Source organism: Dickeya sp. Secpp 1600 (genome assembly GCF_003049805.1).
Lineage (GTDB): Bacteria > Pseudomonadota > Gammaproteobacteria > Enterobacterales > Enterobacteriaceae > Dickeya > Dickeya fangzhongdai.
On the sequence record NZ_CP023484.1, the window covers coordinates 3,159,040 to 3,185,205 of the forward strand.

Sequence of the window (26,166 nt, forward strand, 5' to 3'; positions counted from 1 at the left end):
TCCCGACTTTTTCTTAGTGGATATCGAGACCTGATAATCGGATGATGCCTGAACAATATCGCTATACCTTGCCTGGCAAAGCGGGTGAACAACGCCTGTTAGGTCAGCTTACCGGCGCAGCCTGCGCCGTCGAATGCGCCGAGATCGTTGAACGTCACGCCGGACTGGTGGTGCTGATTACTCCTGACATGCAGAATGCCCTGCGGTTGCGCGACGAAATTCGGCAGTTTACCGCTCAGCCGGTCATGATGCTGCCGGATTGGGAAACCCTTCCGTACGACAGTTTCTCGCCCCACCAGGAAATTATCTCCGCCCGTTTATCCACGCTGTACCAGTTACCCTCGCTGACGCGCGGCGTGTTGATCCTGCCGGTCAATACCCTGATGCAGAAAGTGTGTCCGCACGCGTTCCTGCACGGCCATGCGCTGATGCTGAAAAAAGGCCAGCGTCTGTCGCGCGATAGGCTGCGCAATCAATTGGAACAGGCCGGTTACCGCAGCGTCGATCAGGTGATGGAGCATGGCGAGTTCGCCACCCGCGGCGCGCTGCTCGACCTGTTTCCGATGGGCAGCGAAGAGCCGTTCCGTATCGATTTCTTCGACGATGAAATCGACAGCCTGCGCCTGTTTGACGCCGATACCCAACGCACGCTGAATGAAGTCGAACACATTCATCTGTTGCCGGCACGCGAGTTCCCTACCGACAAAACCGCGATTGAGCTGTTTCGCAGCCAGTGGCGCGAGCAATTTGAGGTCAGGCGCGACGCCGAGCACGTCTATCAGCAGGTGAGCAAAGGCACCCTGCCCGCCGGGATCGAATACTGGCAGCCGCTGTTCTTCAGTCAGCCGTTGCCGGCGCTGTTCAGCTATCTGCCGGCCGATACGCTGCTGGTTAATACCGGCGATATTCAGCAAGGCGCCGAGCGTTTCTGGCAGGATATCCAGCAGCGCCATGACAGCCGCCGGGTCGACCCAATGCGCCCGCTGTTGCCGCCGGATACGCTGTGGTTGCCGGTTGATTCGCTGTTTGGCGAACTCAAACAATGGCCGCGCGTACAACTGCGCAGCGACACGCTGCCGGATAAAGCCGCCAATATCAATCTGGGTTACCAGCCGTTGCCGGACCTGGCTGTCCAGCACCAGAACAAATCGCCGCTGGATGCGCTGCGCCGTTTCGTGGAGCAGTTCGGCGGGCAGATTGTCTTTTCCGTGGAAAGCGAAGGCCGCCGGGAAACGTTGCAGGAGTTGCTGTCCCGTATCAAGTTGTCCCCTGCGCCGGTGAAGAGCCTGGAGCAGACGGCGTCGCCGGGTTGCTACCTGATGATAGGCGCCAGCGAGCACGGCTTTATTGATACCCTGCGCCAGCGCACCCTGATCTGCGAAAGCGATCTGCTGGGCGAGCGCGTCAGCCGTCGCCGCCAGGACAGCCGCCGCACCATCAACACCGATACCCTGATCCGCAACCTGGCGGAATTGCGCCCGGGCCAGCCGGTGGTGCACCTCGAACACGGCGTCGGCCGTTATGCCGGGCTGACCACGCTGGAAGCGGGCGGCATCAAGGCGGAATACCTGATTCTGCATTACGCCGGCGAAGACAAACTGTATGTGCCGGTGTCGTCTTTGCATCTTATCAGCCGCTATGCCGGCGGCGCCGAGGACAGCGCGCCGTTGCACAAGCTGGGCGGCGACGCCTGGACGCGGGCGCGGCAGAAAGCGGCGGAAAAAGTGCGTGACGTGGCCGCCGAACTGCTGGATGTCTATGCCCAGCGCGCCGCTCACACCGGCTTCGCCTTCAAACACGACCGGGAACAGTATCAGCTGTTCTGTCAGGGGTTCCCGTTTGATACCACGCCGGATCAGGCGCAGGCCATCAACGCCGTGCTGAGCGATATGTGCCGCCCGCTGGCGATGGACCGTCTGGTGTGCGGCGACGTCGGCTTCGGCAAAACCGAAGTCGCGATGCGCGCCGCGTTTCTGGCGGTGGAAAACCACAAGCAGGTGGCGGTGTTGGTGCCGACCACCCTGCTTGCTCAGCAGCACTTCGACAATTTCCGCGACCGTTTCGCCAACTGGCCGGTGCGCATTGAAATGCTGTCCCGCTTCCGTAGCCAGAAAGAACAAACCCAGGTGCTGGAGCAAACGCAGGAAGGCAAGGTGGATATTTTGATCGGTACCCACAAATTACTGCAAAGCGATGTGCGCTGGCGGGATTTGGGGTTGCTGATCGTCGATGAAGAGCACCGCTTCGGCGTGCGCCACAAAGAGCGTATCAAGGCGATGCGCGCCAACGTCGATATCCTGACGCTCACCGCGACGCCGATTCCGCGTACCCTGAACATGGCGATGAGCGGCATCCGCGATCTGTCGATCATCGCCACGCCGCCGGCGCGCCGTCTGGCGGTCAAAACCTTTGTGCGCGAGTACGATAGTCTGGTGGTGCGTGAGGCTATCCTGCGTGAAATCCTGCGCGGCGGGCAGGTGTACTACCTCTACAACGACGTAGAAAACATCGAGAAAGCCGCCCAACGGCTGAACGAGCTGGTGCCGGAAGCCCGTATCACCATCGGCCACGGCCAGATGCGCGAGCGCGATCTGGAACGGGTGATGAACGATTTCCATCACCAGCGTTTCAATGTGCTGGTATGCACCACTATCATTGAGACCGGCATCGATATTCCGAGCGCCAATACCATCATCATCGAACGCGCCGACCACTTCGGTCTGGCGCAGTTGCATCAGCTGCGCGGCCGCGTCGGGCGATCTCACCATCAGGCTTACGCCTACCTGCTTACGCCGAATCCCAAGGCGATGAGCAGCGACGCCCACAAACGGCTGGAAGCCATCGCCTCGCTGGAAGATCTGGGGGCGGGTTTCGCCCTCGCCACCCACGATTTGGAAATTCGCGGCGCGGGCGAACTGCTCGGCGAAGACCAGAGCGGCCAGATGGAAAGCGTCGGCTTCTCGCTGTACATGGACCTGCTGGAAAGTGCGGTGGAGTCGCTCAAAGCTGGACGAGAACCATCGCTGGAGGACCTGATCAGCAGCCAGACCGACGTGGAACTGCGTTTGCCGGCCCTGTTGCCGGACGACTTCATTCCGGACGTCAATACCCGCTTGTCGTTTTACAAACGTATCGCCAGCGCCAAAAACGACAACGAACTGGATGACCTGAAGGCCGAACTGATCGACCGTTTCGGCAAACTGCCGGACGCCGCCCGCCATCTGTTGCAGGTAGCCGGTTTGCGTCAGCAGGCGCAAATACTGGGCATCAAGCGTATCGAAGGTAACGACAAGGGCGGTTTTGTCGAATTCAGCCAGCATAATCGCGTCGATCCCACCCATCTGATCGGCCTGCTGCAGCGCGACCCAAAAGTTTATCGTCTGGATGGCCCCAGCCGGTTGAAATTCATCAAGGATCTGAATGGATACCCGCAACGGCTGACGTTTATCACCACCCTGTTGGAGGAGATGGCGCAGCATACGTGTGCCGCCTGATTATTTTTCTGCCCTAATTTGTGATGGCCCGACTAAAATCAAAGGAATAACCGCCGATATATACCCAAGTAATTCGAGTTGCAGGAAGGCGGCAACCGCGCGAATCCCCAGGCGCTTATTCAAATCAGTGACGGGGGAACGACAACTCAACAGTAAGCAGAGTTGAACGCAGCGTGCAGCAGCCCCGCAGAGGCAAGGTCCAGGGAGGGCCGAGTAATAAAGCCAACACACCTGCAACTTAAAATGTAACGGGTATAGAAAAACTATAAGGTCAGCTAAAGGGCCACACACAAATGAATAAACTAATCGCTTTTTTGACCTTTTTAGCGATGTTCGCCGTGGGCTTATGTGCTATTTACTACCAGGACTATCGTGCTGAGCGTAAGAGCGCTTACGCCAATGCGGAAAGAGCAGTTAGAAATATCGAGGAAATTCTCAACGAAGCTAAAGATGCGGTGGAAGACAGCAAACCGCTACTGGCTCAGTCCTGCACGCCTGACGTCATCCGGCAGTTGAATATGACGGCGGCGATCGCCAGCCATCTGCGTACCGTCAGCCTGATAAAAAATGATGTGGTGTACTGTTCGTCGCTGTATGGCGTGGATAATCGCCCGGCGTCGCTGGGACGCTTTCATATGCGGGAACTGGCGCTGCTGGCCGGCAACTCTGTCACGCCGGAAAGGACGCTGATTATGTATCTCGGCACCACGGCGGACGGCAGCATCGGCGTGGCGATACATGGCCAGCATTTAACCAACGTGCTGGATCTACTCAGCAAGCGGCGGGACCTGTATTTACTGGTCGGCAATACCTGGATATCGCGTGATAATAAGGTATCGGCATTTAACCCCGACGATTCGCGTAATTTTGTCATTATCCCTTCCAGCCGCTACCACTTTTCCATCCTTTTTCCCCACGACGACAAATATTCTCTTGCCGACTTTTGGGATCAGGAAAAAATGACGTTGCTGGTGGTGTTCCTGATTGCCCTCGGCTCCGGTTTTCTGGCTTATAAATATTCGACACGTTTCAACTCGCCTTATGACGGCATTCGACGCGCCATCGAAAATCAGGAAGTGCTGCCCTATTACCAGCCGGTTATCGCCACCGAATCACAGGAAATTTACGGTGTGGAAGTGCTGGCGCGCTGGCATCACCCGAAGAGCGGTTTTATTTCCCCCGATATTTTTATTCCGCTGTGTGAACAAAGCGGTTTGATTATCCCGATGACCCGCTCGTTAATGAGCAGCGTAGTGCGCGATTTAACATCCCATCTCGACACCCTGCCGGACCATTTGCATATCGGCATCAATATCAGCGCCCAACACTGCCAGTCCGACGATTTTATTACCGACTGTCAGAACTTCATCGCCGCTTTTGGCGAGAAAAAAGTGCATTTGATCATTGAAATTACCGAGCGGGAAAAAATCGAAATTACGCCGGAGACTATCGCCTTCTTCAAAAAACTAAGCGACGCCGGCGTGCTGATCGCGCTGGACGATTTCGGCACCGGCTATTCTAATTTTGACTATCTCAGAAAACTGCATGTGAACGTCATCAAGATCGATCAGTCGTTTGTCAGCATGATCGACGAGGACGATCCGCAATCCAGCACGCTGGTCAACTGCGTTATCGATCTGGCGCAACAGATGAACCTGATGACCGTCGCCGAAGGGGTGGAAACCGAATATCAGGCCGCGTTTCTATCTCGCAAACAGATCAATTTCATGCAGGGATATTTCTTCTCCCGACCGCTGCCGTTTGACGAACTGGCGCAAACCTGGCTCAGCAAACGCTGAGCCAGCGTGTCGCTTCACCGACGTCTGACGATAAACACGGTTTATCCGTCCCTCCGTCTTTACAAGCTCGGAGACAAGCGGTAAATTCCCGCCCCTTCTCTACTGGCATGGGGATAAAAAAACAATGTTTGTCGGCTTTGACTATGGTACGGCCAACTGCTCGCTGGCCGTAATGGAAAACGGGACGCCGCGCTTGCTGCGGCTGGAGCAACAGTCTCCCTATTTGCAGTCGATGCTGTGTGCGCCCAGCCGCGAGGCGGTCAGCGAATGGCTGTGGCGGCATCATCAGGTCACGGCGGAAGGTGAAAACGCCCAACTGCTGCAACGCGCCATCAACCACAACCGTGAGGAAGATATCCGGGTTCAGCCGGACAGCGTCAGGTTCGGGCTGGCGGCGCTGGCGCATTACATGGATGACCCGCAAGACGTGTGGTTCGTGAAATCGCCCAAGTCGTTTCTCGGCGCCACCGGGCTGAAAGCCCAGCAAATAGCGCTGTTTGAAGATCTGGTCTGCACCATGATGCTGCACATTCGCCAGCAGGCCGAGCAACAGCTCGACCAGCCGATCGAGCAGGCGGTGATTGGCCGGCCGATCAACTTTCAGGGAATAGGCGGCGAAGAGTCCAACCGTCAGGCACAAGGCATTCTGGAACGGGCGGCGCAACGCGCCGGGTTCCGGCAGGTCGCGTTCCAGTTTGAACCGGTGGCCGCCGGCCTCGATTTCGAAGCCACGCTGCAGCAGGAAAAACGGGTGCTGGTCGTGGATATCGGCGGCGGCACCACCGACTGTTCGATGCTGCTGATGGGGCCAGACTGGCGCGCCCGCCGCGAACGCGAGGAAAGTCTGCTGGGTCACAGCGGCTGTCGGGTCGGCGGCAACGATCTGGACATCATGCTGGCGTTTCGGCAGTTCTGCCCGCTGCTGGGGATGAACGGCATCACCGAGAAAGGCACCGCGCTGCCGGTGTTGCCCTGGTGGAACGCCGTCGCCATCAACGACGTGCCGGCGCAGGCGGAATTCTACAGCAGCGCCTGCGGCAAGCTGCTGCGCGATTTGATCCGCGATGCGCGCGAACCCGACCGGGTAGAGCGCCTGCTGACGGTATGGCGCCAGCGGCTCAGCTACCGTTTGGTTCGGCTGGCGGAAGAGCAGAAAATCGCCTTGTCGCAGGCCGACACCTCACAGGCTAGCCTGCCGTTTATCGCGCCGGATCTGGAAACCCGCGTCAGCGTGAATCAACTGGAAGAGGCGATCGCCCAGCCGCTGGAGCACATCAAACAGCAGCTCATTCAGGCCCAGAAAAACAGTCAGACCCGACCGGATGTGATTTACCTGACCGGCGGCAGCGCCCGCTCGCCGTTGCTGCGCGCCGCCATCAGCGAATGTCTGCCCGATGTGCCGATCGCCAGCGGCGACGACTTCGGTTCCGTCACCGCCGGACTGGCCCGCTGGGCCGAGACACTGTTCCGTTAAGACACTGTTCCGTTAAGACACGGTTCCGTTAAGACATTGTCCCGTTAAAACATTATTCCGTTAAAACACGGTGCCGATAAACGGTATTCCGTTCGTCAAACGCCTCAGGACACGGCTGTCGTGAGGCGTTCAAACCAGCGCTGGCTGTCGTAATCGTCGGTCAGCATAATCCCGAATTGCTGTTGCAGGCAGTCCAGATAATCACGATGGCTGTCGATCCTTCGTTCGCTTTTCTGCCCATGTCGGGTCACGATTAGACGGTTGTCCGATAACGTCACTCGCCCTTGCGGCGTTACGCGGGTACAAAGCGATTTGCTGGTGAAAGGCGACGACGGCGAGGTCTGGTGGTAATGCGCCATGTCGGCGTACTCCTCCAGCTGTCGGGGTTGCAGCGTAAACTTGTACTGAGGTTTCCACGCCTGGCCCGCCGTCAGTTGCTGCAACTGGTAGCCGTCATCCGTGGCCGCCACCCGATAGCTGACCCGATCTTCGCGGGACACCGCGCCAGACAACGGCACCGGCACACAGAACGAATCGCCGAAACTGATATCGGCGATCACCGCCGCCTGCGGCAGTTCGACTTTCAGAAACAGATGATCGAATGGCTGCCCGTAATGACCGTCGTCGTTCCACACCTGACCGGACAGCAGTTGCACGTCAAACCCCAATGCCTTCAGCAGCAGATAAAATCCGTAGTTGAGTTCGTAGCAGAACCCGCCGCGTCGCTCATCAACGATCTTGCGATAGATGGCGGAAGGGTCCAGGCGTATCGGTTTCCCGAACACCACATCCAGGTTTTCAAACGGAATGTGCGTAAGATGAGCAAGATGGAGCTGATGCAGCAGTAAAGCCGGCTCCGCGGGCAATGAACTGACGCCAATACGTTGCAGATAGCGTTGAACTTCTGAATTATCCAGCATATGTCTTCCCGGTGCCTGAATAAAAGCCTATCCCCGTCATACTGCAAGTTGCAGGAAGGCCAATACACCCGCAGCTTGAAGTATGACGGTATAAAACCTCCAATGTGCGATTGATAATACCCCTTCGCTGCCTATTGATAAACGGGACGCCGCATCCGGCAGGCAATAAGGCGATACCGGTCACGGGGCGGCGCATCTACCAACCGGGCGCGCGCCGCCCGTCGGGTTAGCCGTTGGCTGGCAACCGATACTGCGCGCTGCGCTCGCCGTTGATATAGAGTGCGCGCCGTTCGTCAGGCGGTAGCTGTATGCTCAACATCCGCCACGCCGGAATAAAGTCGCCTTCCGGGCGGAAGGTGATATCAATACGCCGGGCGCTGCAACACACCTCCCAACGCAGCCACAACGCCTGTCCGTCGCGCCAGCGATGCGTTTCTCCGTCATCTTCAAACAATAGCCCTTGCTGCACGCCATTGCCCGTCAGCGGGAAAAGCAACAGGGTGCGCTGGTCATCTTCCGCCGGGCAGGTGAAATCCGTACGCGCCGACAGCGGCAGCATCGCTCCGGCCCGCACCAGCAACGGCAACCGCTCCAGCGGCGCATCGAGCGTCACGGTTTGCCCGCCGCTGAACCAGCCGCCGCGATAAAAGTCATACCAGCCGTCGCCATTATCCGGCAGATAGACCTCCCGCCGGCGTTGTCCCGGCTTCACCACGCTCGCCACCAACAGATCGCGTCCCAGCATGAAATCGTCGGTTTCCCCGAAGGTACGCGGGTCATGCTCGTGATCCAAAAAGGTCGGGCGCAACATCGGCTCGTCATCCGCATGCGCCTGCCACAGCAGGGTATACAGATACGGCAACAGCCGATAACGCAGTTGGATGGCGTCACGGATAATCGGCGTCACCGCCGGGTACATCCAGGGTTCGTTGACCGTGGCGTCGTCATTCCACGAGTGAATGGTAAACCGCGGATGCATCACCCCGTTTTGCACCCAGCGCGCAAACAGCTCGGCATCGGGCTTATTGCCGGCGAAACCGCCCACATCATGGCCCACGTTATACAGGCCGGACAGACTCATGCCGACCCCCATACGGGTGTTGTAGCGCAGCGTCTGCCAACTGGTGCGGTTGTCCCCGCTCCAGGTCTGCACGTAGCGCTGCATCCCGGCGCTGCCGGAGCGCGAAATCAGATAAGGCCGCAGCGCCGGCGCAAACCGCTGCTGCGCCTCCATCGAGGCGCGCATCATCAGCAGCGGCATCAGCGGACGGATATGCTTGATGGCAATCGGCTGACCAAAGCCATGACAGCGCGCTTCGCCGTCCCAGATCTCGAATTCGTTGTTATCGTTCCAGGTGGAGTCGATACCTTTTTCCAGCAGTTGCCGGGTCACGTTCTCCTGCCACCAGGCGACGGTGTCCGGATTGGTGAAATCCAGATGGGAACCTTCGTCGTCCCAGAAGCTGGAGCGTTCCGGATTGTCCGACTGCGAATCGCGCACAAACAGCCCTTTGGCCGCCACCTCCTGATAGCGGGGGTGATCCTGTAACAGGCAAGGCTTGATATTGGCCGCCAGGTGCATACCGGCATCATGGAATGCCCAGCTCATTTGCTCCGGCTGCGGCACTTTGTCGTAGTTCCAGTTGAACACGTAACGTTTGTTGCCAATCGAGGTATAGCCGGACGAGAGCTGGAACGAATCGCACGGAATCGCATGCCGGCGACACAGTTCGATAAAGGACAACAGCTGTTGCTGAGCGTCCGGCGCGTCGGTGTAATGCATGGTGGACCCGCTGTAACCGAGGCTCCATTTGGGGCCGAAACAGGTTTTACCGGTGAGTCGGACAAAGGCTTTGGTCACATCGAGAATGGCGGGGCCGAGCAGAAAATAATAATCCAGATCCCCGGCGTCGGCCTGATAGCGCCGGTAAGCCGGGTGGTAATTATCGATCTCGTTGCCCAGGTCCAGCCAGGTGGTGCTGAGATTGTCGTAAAACACGCCGTAGCTAGCCCCCGGTTGATTGACCAGGGTGAACGGCAGGTGCTTGTAGAGCGGATCGGTGCTTTGCGCGTTATAGCCCATCGCATCCAGATTGCGGAATTCAAAGCGACGACCGGCGCGGTTTAAATCACCCGCCTTTTCCCCCAGCCCGTAGCAGCGTTCCTGCGGGGTACGCCGCTGATAGTGCGCCACGCCGTCGCCGTGCATATTGAGCAGATAGGCGCCGGTCGGCCGATCGGACGCCAGCGGCTGCCACTGCCCGTGCGCATCAAGGTATTCCCATGCCAGCCACAGCGGCTGATGCACCGTCACCCGCAATGGCCCGGTGCTGATCTGCAAGGCATCGCCTTGCCAACTTAGCGTATAGCCCGGCAGCGTAAATCCCTCGCTGCTCTCCCGTTCCCTGCCCTGCCACGGTACGTCCTGCTGCGGCGCAATGCTCCAGGTGCGATTCAACCGCAGCTCCCCATGCTGTTTAATCAGTACCCGCATCAGCCCCGGCGCCAGCACGTACAACAAAAAGCGGTGTGCGCCGTCCACCAGCAGTTCAACCCGATCCTCGGCCTGATGGTGCAATACCCAATGTTTCAATGTCTTCATAGCATCACTCGTCTATTCGGAAGTTCTGTCAGTGCGCGCGCTGGCGACGTTCCGCGATGAACGCAATCAGGAACAGCGCGCCGAATAAATCAAAAAAGCCCATGGCGACAAACAGCGGACTGAAGCCAATCCTGTCGGCGGTAACGCCAATCAATAGTGAAAACAGGAAGCTGGCAATCCACGCGCTGGCGCCGCGCATACCGTTGACCGTCGCCATCTGGCCTTTATCGAACGAATCCACCACGACGGCGCTCAGCATGCAGGAAATGATTTGGTGGCCGAATCCGCCAATCGAAATCAGGATGATGGCCAGATAGGGATTTTGGGTCACGCTGACCAGCGCGAGCGACAGCATCAGAAACGCGCCGGTCACCGAACTGCCCACCACCGAGTTGATGCGTGAACAGCCAAACCATCGGGTGTAGAGCCGGGTCAGGTAACCGCTGGCGATACTGCCGAAGTCGGCGGCAAGAAACGGCAGCCAGGCGAACATGGCGATTTGTTTCAAATCCATGCCACGCTCTTTGGCCAGATACAGCGGCACCCAGAAACTCAGCACCGCCCAGGCGGGTTCCGCCATAAACGCGGGAATGGCGATGCCGTAGAAACGGCGGTTTTTCATTACCGTTTTCATAGCGGTAAAAAACGGTTGTTTCACCGGCTCCGGCTCATTGTCCTGACGGATAAACGCCAGTTCTTCTTTACTCAGGCGCGGGTGTTCTCCCGGGTTATGGTAAAACAGCCACCACAACACCACCCACAACATCGCCAGCACCCCGGCAAACAGGAATGCCCCTTGCCAGCCGAACGCGGAGTGCGCGACCACGATAATGGGCGGCGCCAGCATCGCACCGATGGAAAAGCCCACGCCGGCCCAACCGGCGGCGATGGGCCGTTCCTGGCGGGGAAACCACTCGCCGATGGTTTTGGCGTTGGCCGGCGTGGCCGCCGCTTCAGCTCCACCCATCATGAAACGCAAAATGGCAAGCTGCACCCAGCTCCCGGCGCCGGCATGCAGCAGGCACATCAGCGCCCAAATCACGGCGCAGATCATGAAGCCCAGCTTTAATCCAATCACGTCGATCAGCCATCCGCATAAAGGCTGAAATAGCGTATAGGCCAATTGAAAAGCGCCGACAATCCAGGAGTATTGCTCGGTGGTAATATTCAGCACCGTTTTTAATTCGGGCGCCAGAATACCCAGCGAATTGCGGGTAATATAATTAACGGTGACGCCAAACAGAAATAACGCCAGTATCCACCAGCGCAATTGTTTGAACTTTCGTTTTTCATTGATGACGGGCGAGGAATTAACGTCGAGACTCATGGTGATCTCCTTGCGGCAGACAACAGTGAAACGCCTCCCGGCGCAACACCATCCTGATGTTCTAATTTTCAGATTTTTATAAGTATTTTTATGTCGCGACGGCGTATTCCGCGGCGTGATGACGCCTGAAGAATCACGACCGATTCAGCGTAGAAAAATTAAAAAGCCGGAGATACTCACTTTTTTGCAACTATTTTCATGGTAGCGTCGAAATATATTATTTCCGGCCATTCATCCGCCGGCTGCCGCCATTTTTCTGGTGATGAAAATTTTTTCACGATTCAAATTGAACGGGATCACAAAATGAAAAAAAACCTCAAAATTCGTGAAATCGCCATGCAGACCGGCTTCTCCGTCAGTACCGTTTCCCGGGTGCTGGCGGGAAAATCCAATACCAGCGATGCGGCACGGACGCGAATTCTGACCTCTGCCCGGCAATACGGCGTGATGGATCATCTGGCCACCGGCCGCTTGCTGCTTAATAGCCTGACGGTGTTCGCGCCGGAGCGCGCTTTTAATCGCCGGGCGGATATTTTCTACCATAAGGTACTGGAAGGGATTCTCGACTCGCTGGACTCGCACGATGTACGCCTGCGCTACTGCGGGCTGGCGGAAAACGACAGCGATGCGGCGCTGTTTCTGGAAAAAATGTCGTCGCCGGAAACCGAAGGCGCCATTCTGATCGGCATTGACGATCCTTATATTCACGCGCTGGCGGCCGAATTGAACAAACCCTGCGTGCTGGTCAACTGTCTCGACAATAAAATGAAATTGTCCGGCGTGTCGCCTGCGCACCAGCTTATCGGCGAATTTGCCGCCAACTATCTGATCGATCAGGGGCACCGTCAGATCCTGACCCTGCTGTGCCTGCGGCGCTACACCATGGAGTGGCGACTGGCGGGCATTCGTGATGCCTATCAACAGCACAACCTGCCTTTTATTGACGACATCCATTTACTGACGCCCCGTGGCTTCGGCAGCGCGGAAACGGAACAGGCCGTCACTGATTTTCTGGCCGCCTGCCCGCGGGAACAGTACCCTACAGCCATACTGGCGGGCGGCGACTTTATGGCGGTGGGCGCCGTCAATGCGCTGCATAAAGCGAAGCTGCGCGTGCCGCAGGATATATCGGTCATGAGCATGGATGGCGCCAATCTGGCGGCGGTGCACGATATTCCGCTGACATCGGTGCTGATCCCGCGTGAAGAGTTGGGACGAGAGGCGGTGAGATTATTGCAGCTTCAGCTGATGCAGCCGGGACGAGGTACCGGCAATATTCTGCTTAACGGTACGCTGGCGGTGAGAGATTCGGTCAAACGCATTCGGCCCAGCCAGCGCCACTCGCCGGTGCAGGATACCGATTTATATGATGCATGAGTCAGGCGGGCGGTATCGACGGCATCAGGCCCGCGGTCAGCAGCGTGACAACGCGGGCCTGCCTGTCCGCCGCATCAGCTGGACTGACTGAGAATCAGCTGACCGTTGCGATCGAGCGGGATACGAGTGCCGGGATCGCGGTCCATCCGCACTTTTCCTTCCTGATCGCCGATTTTATAGGTGACATCATAACCCAGCACTTTCTGCGATTTGTCATACACCGTCTGGCAACGCTGTTGCGTGGAGGTGGTGGTATCACCGTCCTGCATTTTTCCCTGCACCTGATTGCCGGCGTATCCCCCGGCCAGCGCGCCGACTACCGTCGTCACATCGCGGCCACGGCCATTGCCGAACTGATGCCCCAGCACGCCGCCAGCCACGGCGCCCAGCAATGACCCGGCAATACGGTTTTCATCCTGTACCGGCTGGCGGTGCGTCACGGTGACATTACGGCATTCCTGACGCGGCGTTTTCACGGTTTCTTTGATAGGTGTTGCTGTCAGCACCTGTGCAAACTGCGGTCTGGACGCAAACACATCCAGACTGGCGACGGCTGCCACACCCAGAGCTGCAGCCATACCAATACCCACACCCGCTAACATTGACTTGTTCACAGGAAACCTCCTGAATAAATAACCACGCATCCTCCACTCCACCCTGCGTTGAGCGCTCTTACGGCTCATAACGGGCTGATGGCTTTTAACCCGAAAGCCCCACCTTCCGGGGCGCGGCGTGCGCGCTACGCCGCCTGACGTGATGAAGTCTGCCTAATCCACCAGGTACTCTCAATCGGATTTCTACCTCAAAAGGGTTGCACAGATAACAAAACCGTCACATTTGAGAGTTTTCTTACCTTTAGTTGGTGTTAGTGCAATATTTTATTCTGTGATGTGAACAATATAGCGGGGAATAACAGGTTGCCCGCCGAATAGCGGGCAACCGAGACGCCAGACCAGAGCTATCCGGCCTTAATGCAGTTTGAGACGCGGGCGGATCACCCGGTTGATGCTGCCGACCAACATCATCAGGCCGGTCTTGATGTAGCCATGCAGCGCAATCTGGTGCATGCGATACAGCGAAATGTAAACGAAGCGGGCAATACGTCCTTCCACCATCACCGAACCGCGCATCAGGTTGCCCATCAGGCTACCGACGGTGCTGAATTTAGACAATGACACCAGCGAACCGTGGTCTTTGTAGACGTAAGGCTTCAGCGACTGATTATTCATCAGCGCCAGGATGTTGCTGTAACAGCGCGACGCCATTTGATGCGCAGCCTGCGCGCGTGGCGGCACAAAGCCACCGCCCGGCTGTGGGCAGGACGCACAGTCGCCGATGGCGAAAATAGCCGGATCGCGCGTGGTCTGCAGCGTCGGCTCCACCACCAGCTGGTTGATCCGGTTGGTTTCCAGACCGGCAATGTCCTTCATGGCGTCGGCGGCCTTGATACCCGCCGCCCATACCATCAGGTCGGCGTCGATAAACTCGCCGTCCTTGGTGTTCAGGCCGTTCTGCTGGGCGCTGGTCACCATGGTTTTGGTCAGCACGCGCACGCCAAGCTTGGTCAGTTCATGGTGCGCAGCCGCAGAAATACGCGGCGGCAGCGCCGGCAGAATACGTTCCCCGGCTTCCACCAGCGTGACGTTGAGCGCCTGATTGCTGAGGCTGTCAAAACCGTAGCTGTGCAGCTGTTTCACCGCGTTGTGCAGTTCGGCGGACAGCTCCACCCCGGTGGCGCCCCCTCCGACAATCGCGATATTGACCTTCTCCTGCTGCCCCTGAGAAGCGGAGAACTTGAGGAACAGATTGAGCATTTCGTTATGGAAACGGCGGGCTTGTTTCGGGTTGTCCAGGAAAATGCAGTGATCTTTGACGCCCGGCGTACCGAAGTCATTGGAGGTGCTGCCCAGCGCCACCACCAGAATGTCGTACGACAGTGAACGGGCCGCCACCAGCAGTTCCCCCTGCTCGCCGCGGATTTCGGCCAGTTGGACGGTACGCTGCTCGCGGTCGATGTCGGTCATCATACCCAACTGGAAATTGAAGTGATGATTGCGGGCATGCGCCAGGTAACTCAGCGCATCCATATCATCATCCAGCGAGCCGGTCGCCACTTCGTGCAGCAGCGGTTTCCACAGGTGGCTGTGGTTGCGATCCACCAGTGTTATTTCCGCCTTCTTCTTGCGACCCAGCTTATGCCCCAGACTGGTTGCCAGCTCCAGCCCTCCGGCGCCACCGCCGACAATCACGATTTTCTTGATTGGCAATGATGTCAAAATGACCCCCTGAAAATTTGTGAACCAATAGTTAATAAAGGGTAAAAAATAATATCCTTATATTACATATGGTTATGATAATGAAAATTGGATATATGCGATGAGAATAGCATGTAAGGTCATTTGGTCATACCAAAATTGATTTATATCAATTTATTTTAGTTACAGATCGTCAGAGCGAAGAATTAGACGTTGAGATCCAACAAGTTAGTGCAGCAGGTCAGCAGAGGGAAAGCGGCTGTCGCCCCAGCCTGACGCGGGTTTGACAGCCACAAAGACAGTGTAGAGGAAAAATCACCCCAGTGATTTAAACGCCTTGATGCGTTGCAGGTGTGGCGAGATATCGCGGAATTTATGGCCTTCGCTCTCATTCCAGATGATTTCGTAGTATTCACCCAGCAAACAGGCGCTGCGCTGGTTATTCAGCATTTCATCGTGGCGCGACAGCACCACCATACAGCGATCGCGGTTTTTCTCGCGGAAATTCTCCACGCACTTGGTGGCGATGTCTGCGTACTCTTCCGGACGATCGATTTTGCCTTCCATGTTTTCCTGCGGGAACAGGTTGGGATTGAACATCACCTGGCGGATATCACACAGGAAACCGATGCGTTCAGCCCAAAAGCCACCCAGCCCGACGCCGCAAATCAGCGGGCGGTTATCCGCATTCAATTGCAGCATCTTGTCCACTTCCCTGAGCAGATGCTGCATATCATGGCGCGGATGCAGGGTACTGTAGCTCACCAGCCGGACATCCGGGTCGATGAACTGCAACTGCAGCACTTTCTCATGATTACCCGGACTGCTTGAATCAAAACCGTGCAAATAAATGATCATCGGTGCCTTCCCTCCAGCCTCATTTAGCAGGTGATTTAACCGGCGGCTTTATGCGCCTGCCAGCGTTCACTCAGTGCCGTCAACTGCGACGTCGCCTGCTTCCAGCGCGATGAATTCAGCAGTTCACGGCGAGTGATCAACCCCCGATGATAGAGCGTCTCCAACCCCGGTACTTTGACCGGAGACAGGTTATCCAACACGCTGATCGCGCCCTGACGCTGGTTACATACCAGAATCATGTCGCACCCCGCGTCCAGCGCCGCCTGCGCGCGTTCGGCGTAACCGCCCATCACCGCTGCGCCTTCCATCGATAGATCATCCGAGAAGATGATGCCGCCAAATCCCAGCTCCTGACGCAGCACTTGTTTAAGCCAGTAGGGCGACCCGCTGGCCGGGCGGGGATCGGCATCGGTATAAATCACGTGCGCCGGCATCACCGCATCTAACTGCTGGCGGGCGATCAATTCCCGAAACACCCGCATATCCCGTTCCCGAATTTGCGCCAGCGGCCGCTCGTCCCGCGGCGTTTCCTTATGGGAATCCGCCGTTACCGCGCCATGACCGGGGAAATGCTTGCCTGTCGCCTTCATACCGGCGGCACGCATGCCGGCAATAAAACGCTCCACCACCGCCAGCAAGGTGTCCGGGTCGTCGTGGAAGGAACGGTCGCCAATCGCCGCGCTCTGGTGCCCGACATCCAATACCGGCGCAAAGCTGACATCGATATCCATGGCGATCATCTCCGCCGCCATCACCCAGCCCGCTTCTTCCGCCAGCAGTTGCGCCTGCGGCAACGGGTTCAATGCGGCAAACGACTGCGCGGCCGGCAGCGCGGTAAAACCGTCGCGAAACCGCTGCACGCGCCCGCCTTCCTGATCGACCGACACCACCAGCCGCTCGCGAGAGGCGCGACGCATCTGACGCACCAGTTCCGCCAACTGGTCGGCGTCGTGAAAGTTACGGCTAAACAGGATCACGCCCCCCACCAGCGGATGCGCCAGCACCTCGCGATCTTCCGCGTCCAGCTCATAGCCGGCCACATCTAACATTAACGGCCCCACAAACACCCCTTCTGTATGATTGCCACATCGGCATGATGGAAAAATCGGCCTGATAATCAAACGGCCCGCGCAAACGCCCGCCTCAGAGGGAAAGGCTTAATCGCGCCATCCCGCCGCCCGCCGCCATGCGTCAGCCGTCTGTCGGTAATACGCCTCACCGCTCTGCCGCCAACGGACTTCGAACCACATCAGCACCAGATAATCCACCCAATATTGCCAGCGTGCCGCCTGCCGCCGCAATGACGCTGGGTTCAGGTGGCGCCAGTGCTGGCAATACGCCTGCAAAAAATCCTGCTGACGCGCGTCATCCAGCTCGCAGGACCGGAACAGCAACGCCAGCTCCAGCCCGATATCGCCGTCCGCCGCGTACTCCCAGTCAATCAATCGCCAGCCGGCCTCGGTACGCAGCAGGTTGCCGGGATGCACATCCAGATGCAGCGGCGCGATCAGTAACGGCGTCGGCAACGGCTTATCCACCACCTGCTGATAGACGCGCCTCAGACGCGGCGAGCGGCGGGCCGGGTCCATATGGTGCCAGTGATGCGCCATCAGGCGTTTCAACGGCAACGGATAGCCATAACGCGGCTGATGATGCAGACGCGCCAGCATCGCCGCCAGCGGTCCTTCCGCCAGCGCCTGCGCCAACTGGCGCTCATCGGCCGGCTCGCCCGCCAGCCACTGCACCAGCAACCAGCCATCGCGCCAGCACACCGGATGCGGCGCCAGCGACTGCCCGGCCAGGTGCCGCAGCACATGAAATTCACGCTGTCGGGAGGTGCCAAGCTGGCGCCCCTGCGGCGTTTCGCCGCGCGCCAGCCACAGCCCTGCCGGAGAATGAACGCGCCAGCTCTGGTGACTAAGGCCGTTGACCGGCTGTAAATAAAAACCGGCGGTCGCTACCGCCGGCAGAGCCTGCTGCAACAGCGCGTTCAGCGCCTCACTGCTGGCGAACCGTACCATTGCCGGACCAGACGATTTCGCCGGTCTGCACCAGCATCAGTTGCATCGACAGATCCGGTGACTTCACGTCCCCGCTGGCGTCGGCATACAGCACGTATTGCGCGCCGACATAGCGGGCCAACCCCACCGCTTTGCTGCGCGACTCCAGACTGTCTTCTTCCGATAATCCCAGCGACTGCCGGGCAACGCCCAGTTGTTCGCGAGACACCATCGTAAACTGCCCGGAAGACGCCAGCGCGTTATACAGCGCGGTAGTCGCCTGAGCGGTCTGCAGCGAACCGTTGGTGTTATTTTTAAGCTTGTTCAGCAGCAAAATACTGCCCCTGGCGATGCCGTCGGTTTTCACCATCTGCCCCACCAACGGCGTAGCCGCGGCCGACCAGTCCAACACCGGTACCTGAATCTTCGGCGGCGTCGGCAATGGCTGACTTTCTGCCGGCGGCAACTGCGGTTTCGACGGTGCGGGGACGGCGGGCTCGATAGTGGCCGGTTGTTCCGTTTGCGGCGCACGGCTGGTACAGCCGGCAATCACCAGCGCCATCAGCACGATGCCAAGATATTTTTTCATGTCTGTCCTCTCAATCACGCATCAGAGAAAAAGATAAAGCCGTACCTGGCTGGCTGCCGGGTCAGCATGCGTGGCAACAAGGGAGATATCCGTATGGGCAGGGATCACCGCCGTCTGGCTGACACCCAGCGGCGGCACATCCAGCCCCTGCTGATCATACCAGTAAAAACGGTAGTGCAGCGTCACCGGCTGCCCCGACGTATTGCTGATACGGGCCGACGCCTGCTGACCCGCACCGCCGCGCGACAGCGACGGACGAGAGGCGCTAATGCCGGCCGCCATCACCGAGGCGTCCAGCACCAGCGTCTGTTTGGAATTAATGGTCAGACTGGCCGTCTTGCTGCATCCGACAAGCGACATGCCCAGCAGCAAGGCGGCCAATGCGCCTGATGAGAATACGCGCATGACCGCATCAACCGGCCAGCAACGGCCCCAGCGGGCGACCGCCCAGCAGATGCATATGGATGTGATACACCTCCTGACCGCCGTGGCGATTGCAGTTGATGATCAGACGGTAGCCGTCATCCGCAATCCCTTCCTGACGGGCAATACTGCCCGCGACGGTGATCATACGGCCGAGCGCCGCTTCATGCTCCGGCGCGGTGTCATTCACGGTGGGGATCAGGATATTCGGCACAATCAGAATGTGGGTGGGGGTACGTGGCGCGATGTCGCGAAAGGCAGTCACCAGTTCATCCTGATACACGATATCGGCGGGGATTTCCCGACGAATGATTTTACTGAAAATGGTTTCTTCAGCCATAACACAGTTCCTTTAAAAACGAGCGCTGTTCAGCGATGCGGCTTGCAGTATGAGTGATAAATCCAATACTTTTCAACTCTCTTTGTCGGTGCTCGCCACGCGTAGCACCGGCGTTATGCCGCGAAAAATGCCGCCGGCATCCCCAGAGAACACCCGGCGTCGGTAATTTTCCGCCACTCTCCCTCGGAAATGGTGATGCCCTCAGCCTGACGCTGCTGACGGGCCTGACGTTCCGGTTCGCCGGCAATCAGAATCGGCACGGACGGATCCGGCAAGCGCGAGGCGCGGACATACGCCAACATGGCATCGTACTCCTGCTTCAGCCACGCCATCCCCACCAGTTTAGACGGATCGATCACAATGGTGGTCATGTTGTTGACGATGGCGCCTTCGCGCGCATTGCCCGGCTGAATGGTGCCGCCGCCGGACAAAATGCCCGCCAGCAGTTCCGCCGCCAGAATCAGGCCGCCGCCCTTGTGACGCGCGATCGGCAGCAACGCGCCGGTCGCCTCGCCTTCCCACATCACCCGCGGATCGGCGCTCGGGCGTCCGTCGCTGTCCAGCATCACCGGCTCATAAAAGATTTTCCCCGCCAGCCAGGCCACGCGCGTTTTACCCAGCGCCACAATGCTGGTGGCGAAGTCCAGAATAAAATCGGGGTTGTCGTCGCTGCCTGGGAAGGCAATACAGATCGGGTTGGTGCCAAAACGCGCCTCGCTGCCGCCAAACGGCGCCACCAGCGGCGCGATATCGCCGACATTAACGAAGTGAATCGAAATCAGACCGGCCTGCGCCGCCATTTCGCCGTAGGTGCCGATACGCCCCAGATGACAGGTCGACGCCAGCGTCATCAGGCAAATACCGGTGGTCTTCACCCGTTCAATCGCCGCTTGCATCGCTTCGCGCCCGGTGCGCTGCCCGAACCCGCGATCGCCGGAGAACTGCAGCACCGCGCCGCCATCCTGCAGCAAACGGGCCGGGGTGTTGGGATGCATGATGCCCTGCGCGATGAAACTGACGTATTCCGGCAACATGCCGACTCCGTGGCTGTCGTGCCCCTTGAGATTCGCGCCAACCAGATGAAGCGCCACGCACTCGGCCTCGTCGTGGTCACACCCGGTGTTACGTAACAGTTCATAGGCTATCTGCGTTAAACGCTCAGCTGAAATCCGCATACTGTTCCCTCTGAAAGAATGATGTTGTGGTACGCCGCTGATAGACGATGTTGTTATGGGCAGAGCGGCGTTGGTTATCCACTGTCGTGACTGACAACGGGCGTATCACGCACGGCAGCATCAGTTATCCTACTGCCGAACTTCCGGTGAGGGGAAACGATTCTGTCCTGCCGGGAGGCGTTTTAGAATATAAAAGAGCGGGATGTAAAAATGCAGAATGTAAAAAAGGGGCCGTAGCCCCTTTTCGTCAACTCCCCGTAATCCGTCAGTGGTTACGGATATTTCAGTGATTACGGATGTAATCGTCCATATCGGTTTTCAGGTTATCGGACTTGGTGCCGAAGATCGCCTGCACGCCGGAACCGGCCACCACCACGCCCGCCGCGCCCAGTTTCTTCAGCTCGGCCTGGTCAACTTTGGACACATCACCCACGCTGACGCGCAGACGAGTGATACAAGCATCCAGGTTGGTGATGTTTTCTTTACCGCCGAATGCGGAAACCAGCGACGCCGCCATTTCAGAGTTGCCCTGAGCAGACTGCTCGGACGCAGACTCTTCGCGGCCTGGGGTTTTCAGATCCAGCTTGGCGATCAGCACGCGGAACACGGTGTAGTACACCGCGGCATAGCACAGACCGACGATCGGGAACAGCCACAGTTTGCTGCCGTTGCCGCTCAGTACGACGAAGTCGATCAGACCGTGCGAGAAGCTGGTGCCGTCACGCATGCCAAGCAGAATACAGATCGGGAACGCCAGACCGGCCAGCACCGCGTGGATGACATACAGAATCGGCGCCACGAAGATGAAGGAAAACTCGATCGGCTCGGTGATACCGGTCAGGAACGCGGTCAGCGCAGCGGAGATCATGATGCCGCCCACTTTGGCGCGATTTTCCGGTTTAGCCGAATGCCAGATAGCGAGCGCGGCGGCCGGCAGACCATACATTTTGAACAGGAAACCGCCAGACAGTTTACCCGCAGTCGGGTCGCCCGCCATATAGCGCGGAATATCGCCGTGGAACACCTGACCCGCAGCGTTGGTGAACTCGCCGACCTGCATCTGGAACGGCACGTTCCAGATATGGTGCAGACCGAACGGCACCAGACTACGCTCAACGATGCCGTAGATACCGAACGCCAGCACCGGGTTCTGGTAAGCGGCCCATTGAGAGAAAGTCTGAATCGCGCTGCCCACCGGCGGCCAAATGAACGACAGCGCCACACCGACAATGATGGCGGTCAGGCCGGAGATGATCGGCACAAAGCGCTTACCGGCAAAGAAGCCCAGGTATTCCGGCAAGCGGATGCGGTAAAAGCGGTTGAACATGTAGGCGGCAATCGCACCGGCGATAATCCCCCCCAGCACGCCGGTGTCGGCCATGTGGTTAGCGGCGATATCTGCCGGCGACATATGCAGCACCAGCGGCGCAACCACCGCCATGGTTTTCACCATAATGCCGTAAGCCACCACCGCAGCCAGCGCGGACACGCCGTCATTATTGGTGAAGCCCAACGCTACGCCGATAGCAAAAATCAACGGCATGTTGGCAAAAACCGAATCGCCCGCCTGCGCCATCACGCTGGAAACAACCGCCGGCAGCCAGCTAAAGTTGGCCGACCCGACGCCCAGCAGAATACCGGCGATAGGCAGCACGGATACTGGCAGCATCAGCGATTTACCTACTTTTTGTAGGTTTGCAAATGCATTCTTGAACATATAGAGAGTGCTCCTGAGTAATAGTGCTTCTACTTCTGACAGTTCGCATGAAGGTGGGGAGGTCATCCTTCACGCGGTCGGGATGTGATATGCATCCTCATTAATTTTTACGCAGAGTAAAATAAATGTTGCATCAAATGTTTGATAGCAGTCACGTTTCAACTCATGGGAAACCCACGTTACTATCAGAAGTCTTATGGTTTGTGATCTAACGCTAAAAATTAACCCCGCCACCGTACAGCGCAAGCTGCAAATGGCAGGGATTATCAGCGATTAATTACGAAGCCAAAAAAAACTCGCGTATTCTCAACCAGTATCAGGCCACGGTCAACCGCGCTGCATCAATGTGGAATAGCCGAGCAAAATTTTCGGTAGTGGTGGATGCCAACTGTTCAAGACTGACATTTTTGAGTACAGCCAGATATTCAGCCACATCGCGCACGTAGGCGGGCTGATTCTCCTTGCCGCGGTAGGGAACCGGCGCCAGCCACGGGGAATCGGTTTCAATCAGCAGCCGGTCCAGCGGCACGTAACGCGCGACGTCGCGCAATGCGTCGGCATTACGGAAAGTCACAATCCCGGAAAAGGAAATATAGAACCCCAAATCCAGCAGTTTCTCCGCTGTTTCCCGATCTTCGGTAAAGCAGTGCAGCACGCCGCCGCATTCGTCCGCTTTTTCCTCACGCAGGATGGCAAGCGTATCTTCACGGGCGGAACGGGTATGCACAATCACCGGCTTATTCAGCGCCCGGCCAACGCGAATATGTTCGCGAAACGATGCCTGCTGCTGCGGGATGGTATCTTGCTGATAATAGTAATCCAGCCCGGTTTCCCCCAGTGCGACAACCGACGGTAAGGCCGCCAGTGTGCGCAGCTCGGCGAAATCGTACGGCTCTTCCTGACTGAGCGGATGCACGCCGCAGGAAAACGCCACATTGTCGCGTTCGCCGATCAATTCGGTCATGGCGCGGAATCCCGGTAAGGTGGTCGCCACCGCCAGAAAAAAGCCTACCTCGCGCTCACGAGCCTTGTTCAGCACGTCAGACACGTCTTTGTGCAGCGACTGATAATCCAAACCATCAAGGTGGCAGTGGGAATCAACTAACAACATAATCAAGGGTATCCGGTATTCAGGAAAAAGATGACGACACCGGCAGCGTCGGAGACGACAACAGGCTCTCCCACGCCAGCAACAGTTCCGTCAATAACAACTCGCGGTTAACGCCCGTCACCGACAACAGTTGGTGACGACAGTGCAGCCAGCGCCGCAGGCCGTGGTGCAGGCGGGCGTCGCCCAGCTGTGACGCCAATTGCGCCGCCAGCGGCGCCTGATCCAGGTTGGTCCGCTGATCGGCAGCCTGATGGCGCCATTTCAGCGCATCCAGCAACAGCGTACTCACCCAGTGAATACGACGATCGGCGTCATCATGATTGAGTGCCGGCAACAGCGCCAGCGCATCACTGGACTGCAGGCTCTGCGCCAGCTGCTGGCAAACCGCCTGACGCGCTTTCCAGCTATCCGGCTGCAGCAATGCTTCAGCGGCCAGCGGCGCCCCCGCCGCCAGTCGCAACGCGGTCTGCAGCGCCAGCTCATCATGATGTCCGCGTCCGCGCAGCCATTGCATCCCTTGCGGCTCAGCCGGCACATCCAGGTACAAATGCAGGCAGCGACTGCGCATCGTCGCCAGCAACCGTCCCGGTTCGCGGCATCCCAGCAGAAAATAGGTTTGCGCCGGCGGCTCTTCCAACGTCTTCAGCAGCGCATTGGCCGCCGCTTCGGTCAGGCTTTCCGCCTGCGGCAGCCAAACCACCTTCGCACCACCCTGCCGCGAGCGCTGGTACACTTGCTCTAACGCATCGCGCACCGCGTCAACGCCCAGACTGTGCTTACCTTTTTCCGGGCTGAGGGTATGCCAGTCCGGATGGGTGCCGGCGTTCATCAACTCACAGGAGTGGCAGCGTCCGCAGCTCTTTGCGCCATCCGGCTGCTGACACAGCAGCCAGCGGCTGAATGCGTACGCCAGCGAGGCGTCGCCCATACCGTCGATAGCATGCAGCAACAGCGCATGATGGCCGCGCTCCGCCTGATGCGACGCCAGCAACTGGCGGTAAGGCGCATTCAGCCAGGGATACCACTCCATCAGTCGCTCACTCCCCTCGCTCGTTCAGTTGCCGCAGCCAGTCAGACAAGACCTGACGGATGTCGGCATTGACCAGCGCCAGGTCGCGGGATGCATCAATCGTCACGATAGAAGCGTCGGCCGCCGCCAGTTGCTGATAGCGGGCGCGGGTGCGCTCGAAAAACGCCAGCGACTCCTGCTCGATGCGATCCAGCGCGCCGCGCTGGCGGGCGCGTTTAAGCCCCAGCTCAGGCGAAATATCCAGATACAACGTTAAGTCAGGGCGGAAATCGCCCAGCACGGTATCCCGCAGCGAGGTCATCAATCGCGCATCGATACCCCGGCCGCCGCCCTGATAGGCCTGGGAAGAGAGATCGTGCCGATCGCCCACAACCCAGGCGCCGCGGGCTAGCGCCGGTCGAATCACGTTATCCACCAGCTGCACGCGCGCCGCATACAGCATCAGCAGTTCGGCCTTATCTGTCAGCTTTTCATCCGCCACGCCCTGTTTGATCAACTCGCGCAGCTTTTCTGCCAGCGGCGTGCCGCCGGGCTCACGGGTAAACACAATGTCATCAATGCCGAATGTCCGCAGCGTGTCCACCACCACCGTATGAGCGCTGGTCTTACCCGCGCCTTCCAGACCTTCAATTACGATAAATTTACTGTTCATTCTTTTCCTTTCCGGCGGCAGCCTGCGCGGAACGATACGCCTGCACGGCGCGGTTATGATCGTTCAGGTTGGTGGTAAATTTGTGTCCACCCTTGCCGTCGGCCACAAAATAGAGATAGCCGGTTTTGGCCGGATGCGCGGCTGCTTCGAGGGACGCCTTGCCCGGCATGGCAATCGGCGTGGGCGGCAACCCGCTGATGACATAGGTATTGTAAGGCGTGGGAGCCTCCAGCGCACTGCGGGTAATGGTGCCGTTATAGCTGTCCCCCATGCCGTAGATCACCGTCGGGTCGGTCTGCAACCGCATACCGGCGCGCAGGCGATTGATAAATACCGAGGCCACCAGCGGCCGCTCTTCATTAATAGCGGTTTCTTTTTCAATCAGCGACGCCATCACCAACAGGTCGTCCGGGGTTTTATAGGGTAACCCTTCGTCTCGCCCCTGCCAGACGTCATTGAGCATTTTCGTCATCCGCTGGTGAGCGCGCTGCAGGATCGACTTGTCGCTCATGCCCGCAGTGTGCAGATACGTATCCGGATAAAACCAGCCTTCGGGGTTAGGCTTGTCTTTCAACCCCATCGCTTCGGCGATTTCCTGCGGTGTTTTATCATCCAACGTGTGCTTGAGATAAGGCGCCGACTTCAGCGTTTCCTGCCAGTCTTTCAGGCGCGAACCTTCCACAAACCGCAGCGAAAACTGAGCTTCTTTGCCGCTGGCCAGCAACGCCAGCATGTCGCGCACCGTCATCGCAGGCGTCAGCCGATAGGTCCCGGCCTTAAACGCCGCCAGCTCCGGCTCCAGATGCAGCAACCAGGGGAACCAGCCGCTGGCGCCAATAATTTGTTGTTCTACCAGCAGCTCTTTTAGCGCTTCACGATTGGTGCCGGCCGGGAGAGTAAAAATGGTTTCCTGTCTGATAGCCAACGGTGAATCGGCAAGGTGCTGTATCTGTTTCCAGCCCCACCAGGCACCGAGCGCCAGCAGAACAATAATCCCAAGACCCCATTTTATTCTCTTCATAA

Annotated in this window: 21 protein-coding genes; 4 read left to right on the plus strand and 17 right to left on the minus strand. The window is 58.2% G+C overall.

What is annotated here, in order from left to right; translation table 11 throughout:
* The first annotated feature begins 41 nt into the window (after positions 1-41).
* From mfd to yegD, 3 genes are all read left to right on the plus strand, one after another.
* Positions 42-3,494, plus strand: a complete 3,453-nt coding sequence (gene mfd / locus CPA59_RS13925; RefSeq protein ID WP_174213747.1) for a transcription-repair coupling factor — start codon at positions 42-44, stop codon at positions 3,492-3,494.
* A 293-nt stretch (positions 3,495-3,787) separates the two neighbouring features.
* The gene (locus CPA59_RS13935; RefSeq protein ID WP_038919497.1) at positions 3,788-5,293 is read left to right on the plus strand and encodes an EAL domain-containing protein; all 1,506 of its coding nucleotides are present in this window, start codon (positions 3,788-3,790) and stop codon (positions 5,291-5,293) included.
* Positions 5,294-5,417: 124 nt separating this feature from the next.
* On the plus strand, positions 5,418-6,767 hold the full coding sequence (yegD, locus tag CPA59_RS13940) for a molecular chaperone (RefSeq protein ID WP_038919498.1): 1,350 nt from the start codon (positions 5,418-5,420) through the stop codon (positions 6,765-6,767).
* Between the two features lie 104 nt (positions 6,768-6,871).
* Here yegD and CPA59_RS13945 read toward each other — a convergent pair whose 3' ends face one another.
* The 3 genes from CPA59_RS13945 to CPA59_RS13955 form a co-directional block, all read right to left on the minus strand.
* A complete protein-coding gene (locus CPA59_RS13945) occupies positions 6,872-7,687 on the minus strand; it encodes an arylamine N-acetyltransferase (protein WP_107759747.1) in 816 nt (271 codons plus the stop codon).
* A 226-nt stretch (positions 7,688-7,913) separates the two neighbouring features.
* On the minus strand, positions 7,914-10,289 hold the full coding sequence (locus tag CPA59_RS13950; RefSeq protein ID WP_107759749.1) for a TIM-barrel domain-containing protein: 2,376 nt from the start codon (positions 10,287-10,289) through the stop codon (positions 7,914-7,916).
* 28 nt (positions 10,290-10,317) lie between these two features.
* A complete protein-coding gene (locus CPA59_RS13955; protein ID WP_107759752.1) occupies positions 10,318-11,616 on the minus strand; it encodes an MFS transporter in 1,299 nt (432 codons plus the stop codon).
* Positions 11,617-11,919: 303 nt separating this feature from the next.
* On the opposite strand from CPA59_RS13955, the gene CPA59_RS13960 reads away from it, so the two are divergent.
* Complete coding sequence (locus tag CPA59_RS13960; protein WP_038921029.1) at positions 11,920-12,993, plus strand: LacI family DNA-binding transcriptional regulator; 1,074 nt, start codon at positions 11,920-11,922, stop codon at positions 12,991-12,993.
* A gap of 74 nt (positions 12,994-13,067) precedes the next feature.
* Here the strand turns inward: CPA59_RS13960 and CPA59_RS13965 are convergent, their stop codons facing one another.
* From CPA59_RS13965 to mltG, 14 genes are all read right to left on the minus strand, one after another.
* On the minus strand, positions 13,068-13,607 hold the full coding sequence (locus CPA59_RS13965; protein WP_038919503.1) for a glycine zipper 2TM domain-containing protein: 540 nt from the start codon (positions 13,605-13,607) through the stop codon (positions 13,068-13,070).
* Between the two features lie 354 nt (positions 13,608-13,961).
* A complete protein-coding gene (locus tag CPA59_RS13970) occupies positions 13,962-15,269 on the minus strand; it encodes an NAD(P)/FAD-dependent oxidoreductase (protein WP_038919504.1) in 1,308 nt (435 codons plus the stop codon).
* Between the two features lie 294 nt (positions 15,270-15,563).
* A complete protein-coding gene (ycfP, locus tag CPA59_RS13975; RefSeq protein ID WP_038668043.1) occupies positions 15,564-16,106 on the minus strand; it encodes an alpha/beta hydrolase YcfP in 543 nt (180 codons plus the stop codon).
* 35 nt (positions 16,107-16,141) lie between these two features.
* On the minus strand, positions 16,142-17,167 hold the full coding sequence (nagZ, locus tag CPA59_RS13980) for a beta-N-acetylhexosaminidase (RefSeq protein WP_107759754.1): 1,026 nt from the start codon (positions 17,165-17,167) through the stop codon (positions 16,142-16,144).
* 96 nt (positions 17,168-17,263) lie between these two features.
* Positions 17,264-18,127, minus strand: a complete 864-nt coding sequence (locus CPA59_RS13985) for a phosphotransferase (protein WP_107759756.1) — start codon at positions 18,125-18,127, stop codon at positions 17,264-17,266.
* On the minus strand, positions 18,105-18,695 hold the full coding sequence (gene lpoB / locus CPA59_RS13990) for a penicillin-binding protein activator LpoB (protein ID WP_038668036.1): 591 nt from the start codon (positions 18,693-18,695) through the stop codon (positions 18,105-18,107). Before lpoB ends, CPA59_RS13985 begins: the two co-directional genes overlap by 23 nt.
* Positions 18,696-18,716: 21 nt before the next feature.
* The gene (locus CPA59_RS13995) at positions 18,717-19,100 is read right to left on the minus strand and encodes a YcfL family protein (protein WP_038919509.1); all 384 of its coding nucleotides are present in this window, start codon (positions 19,098-19,100) and stop codon (positions 18,717-18,719) included.
* A gap of 7 nt (positions 19,101-19,107) precedes the next feature.
* A complete protein-coding gene (gene hinT, locus CPA59_RS14000; protein ID WP_107759758.1) occupies positions 19,108-19,458 on the minus strand; it encodes a purine nucleoside phosphoramidase in 351 nt (116 codons plus the stop codon).
* Between the two features lie 113 nt (positions 19,459-19,571).
* Positions 19,572-20,633 carry a malate/lactate/ureidoglycolate dehydrogenase gene (locus tag CPA59_RS14005; protein WP_107759760.1) on the minus strand — a complete coding sequence of 354 codons (1,062 nt, stop codon included), beginning with the start codon at positions 20,631-20,633 and terminating at the stop codon, positions 19,572-19,574.
* Positions 20,634-20,916: 283 nt separating this feature from the next.
* Positions 20,917-22,350 carry a PTS glucose transporter subunit IIBC gene (ptsG, locus tag CPA59_RS14010; protein ID WP_049855074.1) on the minus strand — a complete coding sequence of 478 codons (1,434 nt, stop codon included), beginning with the start codon at positions 22,348-22,350 and terminating at the stop codon, positions 20,917-20,919.
* Positions 22,351-22,666: 316 nt separating this feature from the next.
* Complete coding sequence (locus CPA59_RS14015) at positions 22,667-23,461, minus strand: metal-dependent hydrolase (RefSeq protein ID WP_038668027.1); 795 nt, start codon at positions 23,459-23,461, stop codon at positions 22,667-22,669.
* A 19-nt stretch (positions 23,462-23,480) separates the two neighbouring features.
* On the minus strand, positions 23,481-24,491 hold the full coding sequence (gene holB / locus CPA59_RS14020) for a DNA polymerase III subunit delta' (RefSeq protein WP_049855073.1): 1,011 nt from the start codon (positions 24,489-24,491) through the stop codon (positions 23,481-23,483).
* 7 nt (positions 24,492-24,498) lie between these two features.
* Entirely contained in the window at positions 24,499-25,143 is a 645-nt protein-coding gene (gene tmk, locus CPA59_RS14025; RefSeq protein ID WP_107759762.1) for a dTMP kinase, read from the minus strand.
* Complete coding sequence (mltG, locus tag CPA59_RS14030) at positions 25,133-26,164, minus strand: endolytic transglycosylase MltG (protein ID WP_100849770.1); 1,032 nt, start codon at positions 26,162-26,164, stop codon at positions 25,133-25,135. Before mltG ends, tmk begins: the two co-directional genes overlap by 11 nt.
* Positions 26,165-26,166: the final 2 nt, after the last annotated feature.